We start from the raw sequence: 13,454 nt of genomic DNA on the forward strand, positions 1-13,454 counted from the left end.
GGGTTCTGAAGCAACGGCAACGCTGCGGCAGGCGTTTTAGTACGTGTTATTTAGATCGACTGATAAACTCTTGAGGCCGCCTTTAGGTGGCCTCTTCGTTTCGCGTTCAATTCCTGCGGGGACATTGCAATGGCAAAACCAGCCGTTTCCCGTGATGCTTTTCGTGGACTATTCGCTCTCTACTGGGCGAAAGCTCATCACGATCACAAAGCCGAAGCCGAGGAATGCCTTTTGACGTTGTTCGGGTCTGCGGAATACATTCCCGATCGCCTGCTGCAGCAATGGTCTGAGAAAGCTGATCTACTCGGTCCAGAAGCCGTCGGTAGTGTAGTGGAGCCGCGGGCTCGTGAAATCGCGAGCGGCGGCGCGCGGTACGACCATGCGAGTGATTTTCTCCACTCCCTCCTGAGAGACCTCGGGCGCAAAATGCAGTGATTAGATGCGCCGTTTCCGCTGCTCTTACCGCGCGCCTCTGATCAACTTCGACCTTATAGGCAATCTTCTGCCGGCACGCAGCTCGTTAGACCGGCGCGTCGCCTTTTAGCCCTTCGATCTCAACCCGCGCCTTCTCCCTGAGTCTAGGGAGGTGCGTGGCGCCTCAATCTTCGAGGCGAGCGAGCAGGCTGCTGGAGAGATTTGAGTTCGATACGGAGCCGTCAATAACATTTGGAAGATTGCCCTGGTGGCCTTGTAACGAGCTGCAGTCCTGCTGCACTCGCTCCCAGTCAACAAAGGGTTGCCTGACCGGTCAATGACTACCCATCGCCAGCCACGACCCCGTCTCTGTATGGACAGATCAAAGAGAGCAAAATCGCCGGCGTTCATCAGGCAAACCTTCAATACGCACTTGGAAATCGAGGATACATTACAATTTTGACAGGGAGAACTTTCGGGTAATGGTAGAGTTCCACGCCCGCACAGGCCTGATATTATTTGAGGCTTAAATGTTTGCGGCTACTCGACGATCTCCGGTAGCCCTCCATATAGAATGCGACCAAACCTACGCGTCGCAAATTTTCGGGATGCTTTAAGCCCGAGTTGCTCCACCGAAAGCCTGGACAGATGTCCCACTCACCTACCGACAAGATCGCGCTCTTCATCGATGGAGCCAATCTTTACGCGACGGCAAAAACTCTGGGCTTCGATATCGACTACAAGCGCCTGCTGAAGGAGTTTCAGAGCCGCGGGACGCTGCTTAGGGCGTTCTACTACACCGCGATCATCGAGGATCAGGAGTACTCGTCGATCCGGCCGCTGATCGACTGGCTCGACTACAACGGCTACACCGTCGTCACCAAGGCGACTAAGGAATTCATCGACGCGTCCGGCCGCCGCAAGGTCAAGGGCAACATGGACATCGAGCTCGCCGTGGACGCCATGGAGCTCGCCGGGCACATCGACCAGATGGTGCTGTTCTCCGGTGACGGCGACTTCCGCTCCCTGGTGGAGGCCGTGCAGCGCCGCGGTGTGCGGGTCACGGTGGTCTCTACCATCGCCAGCCAGCCGCCGATGATCGCCGACGAGCTGCGCCGCCAGGCCGATGTCTTCACCGACCTCGTCGAGCTGCAATCCAAGCTCGGCCGTGACCCATCCGAACGCCCCGCCCCGCGCGACCGGTTGCCTAAATTCTTGCAGGAGCCGAAGGGAAACGATTCCCTCGACTAAACGACCGGCGAATGCGACTGGAGAGGTCGGCCAGGAACGCTTTCGCGCTACACGTGGCACCTACGGGTTTCTACCGCCCGCCCGTAAGCGGACTTTAACTAGGTGCGTTGGCTGAAGGGCTGGATCCGGTCGTGCCAATTTGGCATCGCGCAAAGAAGACGCCGCAAGGCGGCTCTCAGATGAAACCTGAGCGATTCAGCTACCCATCAAAGCTGGCGCAGAGCTACATCCAGGTCCAGGTAACGCGCTGATTTGTTCGTTGGTGTTGACGTGTGCGGTTCGCTGTAAACGCGATTTTTTACGCTGTTCATTTGGACATTTTCCCTGTTATCAGCTTAGGGAATTGGGAGTGGATACGCTATTTTTGCGGCCTTTTCGGATCCGCGCCCTCTTAGACAGACCCCCGCGGCCGTTATTTCCCTGCAAAATTCCCTGTTTCCAGGGAATTTAGAACGGAGACCGGTGCGAACTGCACTGCGTCGCCAGCCAGTGCTTAGCTCGCGGTGGCTACTCGGTCGCTTCCATGTGGTTTTGGTCCACGACCCGCAGCGTCCGTCGCACCATGCCCTCGACAATGACCGCCGACTCGCTTGGACGCAGATGGATCGCCGTGGACCTGAGCAGCCATGGCAACACCGCCTGCTCGAGCCGCTCCTCATAGGCGTGGCGCATCATGTCGAAGGCCATCAAGCCTGGACCCGCCAGGATGACGTGGTGCGGTCGCAGCACGGATATCGTTGCTGCGACGGCCTCGGCGAGCGCGCGACCCGCCTGCAGGAACAGGTGCTCGAGACGTGGATCTCCGCCCAGTGCGCGCTCGCGTAGCAAGGCCATCTGTCCCTCGGACGGCTGCTGCGAGTCCGCCGGCGGCAGATCGAGAAAGGTGCGGGCGTCGCGGTAGAGCGCATAATCAGCAAGATAAGCCTCGATACAGCCGCGCTGGCCGCAACGGCATTGCGGGCCGTCCGGCGCCAGCTTGACATGGCCGATCTCGCTGCCGGCGCCCCAGCGTGCTTCACCATCGGCAACGACGCCCATCCCGATGCCGTGACCGACCATGATCGTGGCCGAGAGGCCTTCCGCCAATGCCGGTTCGGCGGCCGTGAGGGCGAGCGCGACCGCGACAGCGTCGTTCGCCATCACGACCTCGACCCCGAACGCCTGACGTATCGGCGTCGCCAGATCGACTTCGGTGATCGACAGCGCGGGACTCCACAGCGTCGTGCCGGTGTCGACGTTCACGATGCCTTGCAGCGCGATCCCGATTCCCAACAGCCGATGGCGCGGCGTCTCCGTCGCATCGAGCAGCGCATTGATCTGCGCGATCACGAGATCGCGCAGCGCGCCTGCATCGAGCGCGCGCGTCGACAGTGCAAGTCGCGACTGCGCCACGCCGGAGCCCCGGAAATCCGCGATCAGCGTCTCGATCAGGTTCATGCGCACGGAGATCGCGACGATGCGCCCGAACTCCGGGTTCAGGGTCAGCAGCACGGCCGGCCGGCCGCGGCGACGGCCATTCGGTCCGTCCGCATCCTCTTCCTCGCCGTCCTCGGACCACGGCGTTGCCGCCGTCTCGGTCTCGCACAGCAGCTCTTCCGCGATCAGCCGCGACGTCAGGCCGGAAACAGCCGGGAAGCTCAGGCCTGTACTCCGGGCGAGCGCCACGCGTGGCAGCGGCCCCTGGCGTCGCAAGACGTCGACGAGCCGGCCGCGGTTGGATTCGCGGGCCGTGTTCGACACGCGTCTGGACGGCTCAATTTGGTCAACCATGCTGCCTCTTTAATTCATCACGTAAATTTAATGGAGAGGATGAGATGCCCGTGTGACCGGAAAAGCACAATCGGATTCGGTTTTCAGCAGCCATATTTACTATTATCGTACCATCTGTACTATTTAGACTTGAAGAAGGGGCAAGTACATCCTGATCCGGCTGGTTTGCCCTGCGGCATTTGTTCGCGACGTAAATAAAAGATGGCGCATAAGCGCTGTGAAACCCCTGACCCGGGGTGACCAAGGGAGGTGTACATGAACGGATCGATCAAGAAACTCATGGTGTCGCTGTTTGCGACCGCAGCTGCGCTGGCGCTTGCCACGGGGGCGGCGCAGGCCCAGCAGAAAAAGACCATCGCGCTGGTGACCAATGCCGCGGCCGATTTCTGGACCATCGCCGGCCGCGGGCTCGAAAAGGCTCAGAAGGAGCACCCGGAATACGACATCCAGTTGATCGTCACGAACGAAGCAACCGCGGCGGGTCAGCGGCGCGAGCTGGACGACCTGCTGGTGCGCGGCGTCGCCGGTATCTCGATCTCGGTCGACGATGCGCCGCACGCAACCGAAGAGCTCAACAAGGTTGCGGCCAAGACCGTGTTGATCACGACGGACAGCGACGCGCCGCAGAGTAATCGTCTCGCCTATATCGGTACCGACAACGTCGCGGCCGGGCGGCAGGCTGGCGAAGAAATCAAGAAGGCGCTGCCGAACGGCGGAAAGATCGCGCTGTTCGTCGGCACGATGGACGCGGACAATGCCCGCGAGCGGGTGCAGGGCATCAAGGACGCGATCGCCGGCACCAAGGTCGAGCTGGTCGACGTGTTCACCGATCAGGTGGACTTCGCCAAGGCCAAGGCGAACATGGAGAACGTGCTGGTCAAATATCCCGACATCGCGCTGTTGTCCGGGCTTTGGAGCTACGAGACACCGCTGATCTATGACGCGGTCAAGGCGGCGGGCAAGGCCGGCAAGGTGAAGATCGTCGGCTTCGACGAGGACCAGCGCACGCTGCGGGGTGTTTCCGACGGCACGATCGAGTCGACGGTGGTGCAGCAGCCCTACGAGTTCGGCTATCTCTCCGCCACCAACATCATCAAGACGCTGAACGGCGATAAGTCCTGGATCCCGGCGGGCGGCAAGCTGATCGTGCCGACCAAGGTGATCAGCAAGGCCAACGTCGCGGCGTTCACCGCAGACATGAAGAACCTCCTCAAGAAGTGAGTATCAGGCGCCCGGCGGCACGGCCGCCGGGCGTCGTGCGGGAGGAAATGAATGGCGGAAATCCTGTTCGAACTCGCCGGGATCAGCAAATCCTATCCCGGGGTCATGGCCCTCGATGACGTCAGTTTGCACGTGAATCGCGGTGAGGTCGTGGGCCTGATCGGCGAGAACGGCGCCGGCAAGTCGACGCTGATGCGCGTGCTCGGCGGCGTGATCGCGCCGAGCGAGGGCGTGATCCGCATCGGCGGCACCGACCATGCACGTGTGACGGTGACCGAGGCAACGCAGGCCGGCATCGCCTTCGTGCACCAGGAACTGAACCTGTTCGAAAATCTCGACGTCGCAGCCAACGTGTTTATCGGGCGCGAGAAGCTGATGGGCGGGCCGCTGAAGCTGGTGGACAATGCCGAGATGCGTGATCGCGTGACGCCGCTGCTGGAGCGGCTGGGTGCCGATTTCGCGCCGGATACGCTGGTCGAAGACCTCTCCATCGCCGAGCGTCAAATGGTGGAGATCGCCAAGGCGCTCTCGATCGACGCCCGCGTGATCATCATGGACGAGCCGACCTCCAGCCTGACGATTTCGGAGACGGAACGGCTGCTGGAAGTGATTGCCGATCTGAAGGCGCACGGCATTTCGGTGATCTATATCTCTCACCGGCTCGGCGAGATCATGACCTGCGCTGACCGCGTCGTGGTGCTGCGCGACGGGCGCACTGTTGGCGAGTTGGCGCGGGACCAGCTGAGCCACGCCGCAATGATCCGGCTGATGATCGGCCGCGACCTGAAAGCGCTGCATACCCCGCCGAAACAGGCGCCGCAGCCGGGCGGCTGCGATATCGTCGGCGTCGTGACATCAGCCTTCCCCGACCGGCAGGTTGATCTTTCCGTGCGGCATGGCGAGATCCTGGGCTTGGCGGGGCTCGTGGGCGCCGGCCGCACTTCTCTTGCCCGCGCAGCGTTTGGCATTGACCCGCTGCTGGGCGGCGAGATCAGGATCGACAACGCACCGGTCGCTGTCGCGTCGCCGCGCGACGCGATCAGCCAAGGCATCTATCTGGTGCCGGAGGACCGCAAGAAATCCGGGCTCGTGCTGGAATTGCCGATCCGCGAGAACATGACGCTGGCGAGCCTGTTGGATCATGCGCGGATGTGGCTGGTCAGCGGCGCAGCCGAGCGCAAGGTTGCGAAAGAGCAGGTCAGGCGCCTCTCCATCAAGGCGCCAAGCATCGACATGGAGGTGGTGACGCTCTCCGGCGGCAACCAGCAGAAGGTCGTGCTGGGCAAATGGCTGTCCATGCAGCCGCGCGTGATGTTCTTCGACGAGCCGACCCGCGGCATCGACGTCGGCGCCAAGGGCGAGATCTACGCGTTGATGCGCGAGCTTGCCGACCAAGGCGTCGCGATCGTGATGATTTCCTCGGACATGGAGGAGGTTATCGGAGTCTCCGACCGCGTGGCGGTGATGCATGAAGGCAGCGTCAGCGGCGTGCTCGAGCGGGAGCAGTTCAGCGAATACAACGTATTGCGACTGGCCATGGGCCAGGCGCTCGAAACCGCGGAAGCGGCCGCGCCATGATCAGGAAAGAGCTCGGTCTGGGATTGCTGCTGGTGGTGATCGCCGCCATCACGGGCGCGATCAATCCCGCCTTCCTGTCGCTGGTGAACCTCTTGAACATGGCCAATCTGATCGGCCTGTTCGGTGTGTTCGCGCTCGGCGAGGGGCTCGTGATCATCACCGGCGGCATCGACCTGTCGCTCGGCTCGATGTTTGCGCTGCTCGGCGTCGTGTTCGTCGACCTTCTGACGACCTACGAGGTGCCGTGGCCCCTGGCGCTCGTGGCCGTGCTGCTGGGCGGGCTGGTGCTTGGCGGCATCCAGGGGTTCCTGATCACCCGGCTGAAGATGCAGCCCTTCATCGTGACGCTGTGTGGCTTGCTGATCTATCGCGGCGCCGCCCGCTACTACACGAGCGATTCGACCCGCGGCTTCGGTTACGGCGACGAGGCGGCGACACTGAGCAACATCGCTTCGGGCAATGTGGCGGGAATCCCGAACACCTTCATCCTCCTGATCATCCTTGCGCTGATCCTCGGCGTGCTGCTGCACCGCTCGGTCTACGGGCGCTGGCTTTATGCCGTCGGCAAGAACGAGGAAGCCGCGCGCTTCTCGGGCATCAGCACGAACTTCGTGATCGCAACCGCCTATATCATCAGCGGCGGGCTCGCCGGAGTTTCGACGGTCTTGTTCGTGTTCTACACGAACTCGGTCTCGCCGAGCTCTTCGGCAATTTCTACGAGCTCTACGCGATCGCGGCCGCCGTCCTGGGCGGGTGCAGCTTGCGCGGCGGCGAGGGGTCTATTCTCGGCATCGTGCTGGGCACGGCGCTGCTGCAGGTGTTGCAGAACTTGGTGAACATCCTGGGCATTCCCAATTCGCTGAATTTCGCGGTGATGGGCACGGTGATTCTGATCGGCGTGTTGGCGGATCAGCAATTGCAGGCGCGACGGCGGCGCAAGCGGGCACTGGCCGGCGTCGCCCGCGCCGCGCCGAAATCGACATTGGCCGATCAAGTCCAGGGCGCGTCACCGCGCGCCGCGGATGCGTTGCCGGCGAGAACGGGTGATCGGGCATGACGGATCCAGGCTCCAGTTGACACAAGGCTGCCTGGTCGGCGGCCGCTGGGGAGGGAGTGCGTTCCAGGCTCGAGGGCTTTGGGCAGGGACGTGAGGCGAAACAAGCAAAGCCTGAGACGGCGGGAGGACGAGTAAAATGTTGCGCAGGTTTATAAACACCGCAGGGGTGTGCGGTGTGGGGATTGCTTTCTCATCGCTGTTTTGCGGTGGAGTATATGCGGCCGATTTTTCGACGAAAGCTGCACCTGTTCCGTATGGTACGGCTGACGATTTCTGGACGCGGCCGTATCTGTTCGGCGATCTCGGCAGGACCAAGCTGAAGGAACAGGGCATCGAGCTGGGCCTGACGCTCGGCAACGAATCCGTCGGCAACCTCTCGGGTGGAAGCAGGAACACCGCAGCCAACGCCGGTCAGTTGTGGTTCGGCGCGAAGCTGGATATGGGAAAACTCGCCGGCATCCCCGGCGGCACCGTCGGTCTCACGCTGGTCGACCGCTTCGGCAAGAACCTGAATACCGAAGCGGACATTCCCGCCTTGCAGCTGACCAACGAAGTGTTCGGCCGCGGCAATATTCTGCGCCTGACGCAGCTCTATTACTCGCAGAAGCTTTTCGATGACCGCCTTGAACTCAAGGGCGGCCGTCTTCCGGTCGGCTCCGACTTCTTCTTCGGTCTCTGCGAGTTCATCAACCTGACCTTCTGCGGCGGCCAGCCCGGCAACATCCAGGGCGGCTACATCTACAATTGGCCGGTGAGCCAGTGGGCCGGTGTCGTGCATTACAAGATCGCGCCGGAATTCACGGTGTCGGTCGGTGTCTACGATGCCAATCCGGGTTACCTGACGACGTCAGACCCGGGCGTCTACTTCCTGCCCGGCATTCCCGCCTCGAATCGCGCCAGTGGCGTGATGGTGCCGGTGGAGTTGGTCTGGGCGCCGAAGGGCCCCTTGACCGGGACCTGGAGACTTGGCGGCTGGTACGACAGCGCCTCCTCCATTGATGGCGGTCTTCCGGGTGTTATCAGCACCATCCCGGGCGTCGGTGGCGTCCCGGATCAAAATATCAGTGATCAACGCGGCCGCTTCGGCGTTTACGAGTCGATCCTGCAGCGGTTGACCGTCGAGGGTCCGGGCGCGCAGGGTTGGTATACCTTCCTCAATACCACCGTCGCCGATCATCGGACGTCGTACCAGGATTACCAGATCGCCCTGGGCTTCAGGCATACCGGAACGTTCTCGTGGCGTCCCCAGGACGAAGTCGGCTTCGCGGTGGGAACGACCCACGTGAACACGGCTGCCCTCAGTCCCAACGCCGGCGGCAACGAAGTGCCGCTCGAAGTCTGGTACGGATGGCAGGCAACCGGCTGGCTGAACCTCAAGTTCGACGCCCAGTATGTCATCAATCCCGGTGGGCGCGGCTATAACGCGGTGGGCGTGAAGACCGATAACGCCGTGGTTCTTGGCATGCGCACCGAGGTCCACTTCTGACGGGACGCTCACCCGTCTGATGCTAAAGGTGGGGCATGCCCGTCCCACCGGAGCGCACGCAACATGTGGCGGCTCCACTCAGCGGAGCCGCCCGGCCGCGACTTCGGTCATTACGACGTTGCTGCGGCCAGGCGCGGGACTTGGTGATCACCTATCCCTCGTACTGGTCCGGTCCCATCGCCCAAAGAGATTGATCGTGGCCGGATGCGTAGTTGCGATTGTTCAGCGCCGGATTGCGATTGACCATCGGCCGCATGAACATCGGATGGGTGGCGCTGCGAACCTCGTGCTCGACCGTGAACAGCGGCTCGCCACTGTCGAGATCGACGATGTCGCAGAAGCGGTACTGATATTGATTGTCCTCGCGCGAGATCAGATCGCGCGCCAGCAGCTTGCGATAAGGGCCGGAGAAATCGGTGATGTACATCTGCACATGGTGGCCGTCATAGTCGCCTTGCGGCCGATCGGTCTCGCGAAACAACAAATGCTGGTCGCGGCCGGTCTTCACGGCGGCAACCGTGCCGTCGCCGTTCCGCAACTCGGATGGCATGCCCATGATCTCGGGGTAGAAGGCACAGATGCGCGGGGCGGATCCCACCGGCACGTCGAACTCGACATAGGGAATGCCGAGCGCGACGCGGCCGAAGCGCGCGGCGTCGGGCTCGTAGCAGCGCAAGCGGTTGCCCCACGGACAAATCGCCTCGACATGGTCGTTGTGCTCGGTGAAGGCGAACGCGGTGCCCTCGAGCTTCTTGGCGACCGACGCCAATCGCGCCAGCAACGCCTCGCGGCCCGCGATGACCAGCCCGACATGACCGCGCAGCACCTGCGGCCGGCCGCTCGGCAAATGAAACTGACTTCGTCCGGCGTTGATCCACATATTGGTGTCGGACACCATCAGATAGGGATCGCGGGTGAGCCCAAGGCCTGCGACATAGAACAGCGTGGCAAGCGCTGGTCCGGGACCTGGATGTTGACGTGCTCGAGATGGATCGCGTTGCCGAGATCTTCTTTGGATCGATCGAATTGTTGCGGCATGGACAAGGCTCTGATCGGGGAGGGACAGGTCCATACTAGAGCACAATTTCCGCCAGTCGAAATGATTCGCCCGATCACTCTCGAGGGTGGACATGGTCTCCGTTGCCACCTTGCCGCAAATGCCAATCCCTGTAAGCTGATGAAAAGCACAAAGGAAAGAGATCGATGGGAGGGGTTCTGGACGGCGTCCGGGTTCTCGATTTCGGGCGCTATATCGCGGGGCCCTATTGCGCGACCTTGCTGGCCGAATTCGGTGCCGAGGTCATTCGCGTGGAGAAGCGCGACGGCAGCGAGGATCGCTTCGTGGCGCCGGTCGGCGAAAACGGCGAAGGTGCGCTGTTCCTTCAGGTCAACCGCAACAAGAAGTGCCTCACGCTCGATCCGATGAAGCCGGAAGGGCAGGAGGTGATGCGCCGCCTGATTGCGACCGCGGACGTGGTCGTCGCCAATCTGCCGCCGCAGACCTTGCGCGCGATGAAGCTCGACTACGACTCGCTGAAGGCGATCAAGCCGGACATCATCCTGACGACCGCCACCGCGTTCGGCGGGCCGGGGCCATGGTCCGACCGCGTCGGCTTCGACGGCGTCGGCCAGGTGATGTCGGGCTCGGTGTACATGACGGGCGCCGGCGATCCGCCCTACCGGGCCGCGGTCAACTGGGTTGATTTCGGGACCGCGCTGCATTGCGCGTTCGGCACGCTCGCCGCGCTGATCGAGCGCGGCAAATCCGGGCGCGGGCAGATCGTCGAGGGCGCATTGCTGGCAACCGCCTTGTCCTTCACCAACGCGACGCTGATCGAGCAGGCCGTCATCAACGTCAATCGGGTGCCGACAGGCAATCTCGGCCAGACCGCGGCGCCCGCCGACATCTACCGCACCAGGGACGGCTGGGTCCTGTGCCAGGTCACGGGGCATCCGCTGTTCAAGCGCTGGGCGAAACTGATGGGCGAGGAGGAGGTCTGGCTGAACGATCCGCGCTTTGCCGACGACATCAGCCGCGGCAACAACGGCCCTGTCATCAGCGAGCGGATGGCGCGCTGGTGCGCCGAGCGCACCACGCAGGAAGCCGTCGACACCCTGGGCAAGGCCATGATTCCGACCGGCCCCGTGCTGAGCCCGCAACAAGCGCTGGATCATCCGCACGTCCGCGCCGCCGGATTCATGCAGGACGTCGACTATCCAGGTCTGCCGAAGCCCGCACCGGTGGCGCGGGCCGCCGTCCGCCTGTCGGAAACGCCCGGCAAAATCGCGACGCGCCCGCCCACGCTCGGCGAGCATACCGATGTTATCCTGACCGAGCTCGGCTACGACAAGGCCGCGATCGCGGCGCTCCGGCAAGGCGGCATCGTCTAGCGGTGAACAATGGCACCTGCTTGGCGGCTTGCCGTTGTGATCGCCGCGCTTTGCCGCAAGTTGAGCAATTGCTTCAACGCCTGTGCATCGGCGGGCGCCGCGCTCTTCTGGTCGTTGTCGAAATAGACGTAGACGTCGCAGCCCTGCCGCTTCCAGGACTTGATGCGCCGCGCCCATTGCGCGAGCGTGGGTTTCGTATAGTGCCCGTGATAGCGCCCGCTTGGTCCGTGTCCGCGCACATAGACGAAATCCGCCGTGCGCTTCCATGGCGCCGGCGCGTCGTGATGGTCGGACAGGCACAGCGAGATGTTCTCGTCGGCCAGCATCCGCAAGATGCGCGGCTGATACCAGCTCGGATGACGGAATTCGAAACTGTAACGCCGCTTCCGCGACAACAGCTTGAAGAAGCCGGCGAGGCGGTCCGCGTCGGCTTCGAATTGCGGCGGCAGCTGGAACAGGATCGGGCCGGCCTTGCCGCCGAGCCGTGAGATGCGATCCTCGAGCAGTTCGAGGCTGTTCACCGAGCGATCCGACAGGCGCTTCCAATGCGTGATGAATTTCGAGGCCTTCCAGGCGAAGACGAAATCGCGGCCGGTCTGGTCTCGCCATCCCTTGACGGCCTCGGGCGTCGGGGTGCGGTAGAACACTCCGTTCAGCTCGGTGGTGTCGAACTGCCCGGCGTAATAGCTCAGCTGCTGCTTCAGCGTCACGCCCTCGGGAAAGAACGGGCCTCGCCAGGAGGCGTAATGCCAGCCGGAAGTTCCGATCAGAACGCGCGCCATGTTTGCAGTGTCCATCCGTTGCATTTGCCGGATGGGAACGTCCGTGCGGCCGATACGTTGCTCGTGAGCTTGATCAACGCAGGACCGGAACCGATGTACGCGCTGTTCGAAGGCAACAAGCAGATCGGCGACCCCTTTCCCTCCGAGAAGGAGGTGTGGGAAGCCGCATTGATCGAGGGGCTGGTGACCGACGTGCCGGTCGCGGACGAGGAGGGCGGCAGGCTTCTGCCTGCCGGCTATCACGTCGCGCAGGTCGAGGAGACGTTCGAGCCGAAGCCGGGCTGGAAGCTGCCGCGCGAGATCTCCTGAGCGGGCCTAGTTCGAGGCCAGCACCGCCTTGGCGACTTCTGCCATCCAGCCTGATGCCACCGGCAGGATCGCGTCGTTGAAATCATAGCGCGGGCCGTGCAGCTCGGCGCCATCACGCAATTCGCCATTACCGATCCAGACGAAGGCGCCGGGGCGCCGCGAGAGAAAGTGGGCGAAATCCTCACCGGCCATGCTGGGCGCGAGGTCGCGCCGCAACTCGGCCCGCACCTTGTCCGCGGCGAGGCGCGCGAGATCCGCCTCGGCCGGCGTGTTGATCACCACGCCGACGCCAATGACGATCTCGGGCGTCACCTTGACGCCGAAGCTCGTGGCAATCCCGGCGCAGATCTGTTCGATCCGCGCCACGACGGTGTCCTTCACCGCATTGCGATGGTAACGCAGCGTGCCGCCGATCGAGACGCGTCCGGCGATCTGGTTGCGTGCCGTGCCGCCTTCGAGCGTGCAGAGCGAGAGCACGGCGGTGTCGAGCGGATCGACGCTGCGTGAGACGATCGATTGCAGCGCCACGATCAAATGGCCGGCCGCCATCACCGGATCGCGGGTCAGATGCGGCATGCCAGCGTGCCCGGCGTGTCCGTCGATGGTGATGCTGACGCGCCCGCCGGAGGCCATGACGACGCCGTCATGGACCGCGATGGTGCCGGCAGCAAGGCCCGGCCAGTTGTGAAATCCGAACACCCGCTGCATCGGAAAGCGCTCGAACAGCCCGGCCGCGACCATCGCGCGCGAGCCGCCATAACCTTCCTCGGCCGGCTGGAAGATGAAATCGACCGTCCCGCTCCAGCTAGTGTCGGCGGCGAGCAGCGCGGCGGCGCCGAGCAGCGAAGCGGTATGCCCGTCATGGCCGCAGGCATGCATCACACCGGGATTTTGCGAAGCGTAGGCCAGCCCCGTATCTTCGGTGATCGGCAGCGCATCCATGTCGGCGCGCAGGCCGACGCGGCCCTGGGCGTGCCCGCGCGTCAGGGTCGCGACGATGCCGTGGCCGCCAACTCCGGCCTCGAAGGAAATGCCGAGCTCGGTGAGCTTGTCCTGCACGAAGGCGGCGGTAGCTTTCTCCTGGAGGGACAGTTCGGGATGCGCATGCAAATGCCGGCGCCACGCGGTCAGTTTCTGGTGCAGCTCGGGTGTCAAGGCGGGAATCTCACAGCTTGTGTGTCGGCCTCAACACCAT

10 protein-coding genes and 2 pseudogenes are annotated in these 13,454 nt (G+C 63.1%); 8 read left to right on the top strand and 4 right to left on the bottom strand.

All coding sequences use genetic code 11. The features are described 5' to 3' along the window. The first annotated feature begins 129 nt into the window (after positions 1 to 129). A complete protein-coding gene (locus tag IVB45_RS10020; RefSeq protein WP_247360132.1) occupies positions 130 to 435 on the top strand; it encodes a hypothetical protein in 306 nt (101 codons plus the stop codon). 627 nt (positions 436 to 1,062) lie between these two features. After that, a complete protein-coding gene (locus IVB45_RS10025) occupies positions 1,063 to 1,665 on the top strand; it encodes an NYN domain-containing protein (protein ID WP_247360130.1) in 603 nt (200 codons plus the stop codon). Between the two features lie 507 nt (positions 1,666 to 2,172). Here the strand turns inward: IVB45_RS10025 and IVB45_RS10030 are convergent. Beyond that, positions 2,173 to 3,435, bottom strand: a complete 1,263-nt coding sequence (locus IVB45_RS10030; protein ID WP_027568730.1) for an ROK family protein — start codon at positions 3,433 to 3,435, stop codon at positions 2,173 to 2,175. Between the two features lie 255 nt (positions 3,436 to 3,690). On the opposite strand from IVB45_RS10030, the gene IVB45_RS10035 reads away from it, so the two are divergent. The 4 genes and pseudogenes from IVB45_RS10035 to IVB45_RS10050 all read left to right on the top strand — a co-directional run bounded on the left by IVB45_RS10035 (position 3,691) and on the right by IVB45_RS10050 (position 8,777). Then, positions 3,691 to 4,656, top strand: a complete 966-nt coding sequence (locus tag IVB45_RS10035) for a sugar-binding protein (protein ID WP_247360128.1) — start codon at positions 3,691 to 3,693, stop codon at positions 4,654 to 4,656. A 51-nt stretch (positions 4,657 to 4,707) separates the two neighbouring features. Further along, positions 4,708 to 6,234 carry a sugar ABC transporter ATP-binding protein gene (locus tag IVB45_RS10040; RefSeq protein WP_247360126.1) on the top strand — a complete coding sequence of 509 codons (1,527 nt, stop codon included), beginning with the start codon at positions 4,708 to 4,710 and terminating at the stop codon, positions 6,232 to 6,234. Next, positions 6,231 to 7,291 (top strand): annotated as a pseudogene (locus IVB45_RS10045) (ABC transporter permease). The gene IVB45_RS10040 and the pseudogene IVB45_RS10045 overlap by 4 nt, the downstream one beginning before the upstream one ends. Positions 7,292 to 7,427: 136 nt before the next feature. Continuing rightward, positions 7,428 to 8,777 carry a carbohydrate porin gene (locus tag IVB45_RS10050; RefSeq protein WP_027568734.1) on the top strand — a complete coding sequence of 450 codons (1,350 nt, stop codon included), beginning with the start codon at positions 7,428 to 7,430 and terminating at the stop codon, positions 8,775 to 8,777. Between the two features lie 151 nt (positions 8,778 to 8,928). Here IVB45_RS10050 and IVB45_RS10055 read toward each other — a convergent pair. Further along, positions 8,929 to 9,815, bottom strand: a pseudogene (locus IVB45_RS10055) (hypothetical protein). Positions 9,816 to 9,980: 165 nt separating this feature from the next. Between IVB45_RS10055 and IVB45_RS10060 the strand changes: the two are divergent. Then, complete coding sequence (locus tag IVB45_RS10060; RefSeq protein ID WP_027568736.1) at positions 9,981 to 11,168, top strand: CoA transferase; 1,188 nt, start codon at positions 9,981 to 9,983, stop codon at positions 11,166 to 11,168. Here the strand turns inward: IVB45_RS10060 and IVB45_RS10065 are convergent. Further along, positions 11,165 to 11,950, bottom strand: a complete 786-nt coding sequence (locus IVB45_RS10065) for a DUF72 domain-containing protein (RefSeq protein WP_247360122.1) — start codon at positions 11,948 to 11,950, stop codon at positions 11,165 to 11,167. The two genes, IVB45_RS10060 and IVB45_RS10065, sit on opposite strands and share 4 nt — an antisense overlap. A 93-nt stretch (positions 11,951 to 12,043) precedes the next feature. On the opposite strand from IVB45_RS10065, the gene IVB45_RS10070 reads away from it, so the two are divergent. Then, complete coding sequence (locus IVB45_RS10070) at positions 12,044 to 12,259, top strand: hypothetical protein (protein WP_007607539.1); 216 nt, start codon at positions 12,044 to 12,046, stop codon at positions 12,257 to 12,259. 6 nt (positions 12,260 to 12,265) lie between these two features. On the opposite strand, the gene IVB45_RS10075 is transcribed toward IVB45_RS10070, so the two are convergent. Then, on the bottom strand, positions 12,266 to 13,414 hold the full coding sequence (locus tag IVB45_RS10075) for an amidohydrolase (protein ID WP_247360121.1): 1,149 nt from the start codon (positions 13,412 to 13,414) through the stop codon (positions 12,266 to 12,268). Positions 13,415 to 13,454: the final 40 nt, after the last annotated feature.

Source organism: Bradyrhizobium sp. 4, from assembly GCF_023100905.1.
Taxonomy (GTDB): domain Bacteria; phylum Pseudomonadota; class Alphaproteobacteria; order Rhizobiales; family Xanthobacteraceae; genus Bradyrhizobium.

Coding starts and splice junctions, on each gene's coding strand:
- IVB45_RS10020 (WP_247360132.1), top strand. CDS start 130: ATGGCAAAACCAGCCGTTTCCCGTGATGCTTTTCGTGGACTATTCGCT.
- IVB45_RS10025 (WP_247360130.1), top strand. CDS start 1,063: ATGTCCCACTCACCTACCGACAAGATCGCGCTCTTCATCGATGGAGCC.
- IVB45_RS10030 (WP_027568730.1), bottom strand. CDS start 3,435: ATGGTTGACCAAATTGAGCCGTCCAGACGCGTGTCGAACACGGCCCGC.
- IVB45_RS10035 (WP_247360128.1), top strand. CDS start 3,691: ATGAACGGATCGATCAAGAAACTCATGGTGTCGCTGTTTGCGACCGCA.
- IVB45_RS10040 (WP_247360126.1), top strand. CDS start 4,708: ATGGCGGAAATCCTGTTCGAACTCGCCGGGATCAGCAAATCCTATCCC.
- IVB45_RS10050 (WP_027568734.1), top strand. CDS start 7,428: ATGTTGCGCAGGTTTATAAACACCGCAGGGGTGTGCGGTGTGGGGATT.
- IVB45_RS10060 (WP_027568736.1), top strand. CDS start 9,981: ATGGGAGGGGTTCTGGACGGCGTCCGGGTTCTCGATTTCGGGCGCTAT.
- IVB45_RS10065 (WP_247360122.1), bottom strand. CDS start 11,950: ATGGCGCGCGTTCTGATCGGAACTTCCGGCTGGCATTACGCCTCCTGG.
- IVB45_RS10070 (WP_007607539.1), top strand. CDS start 12,044: ATGTACGCGCTGTTCGAAGGCAACAAGCAGATCGGCGACCCCTTTCCC.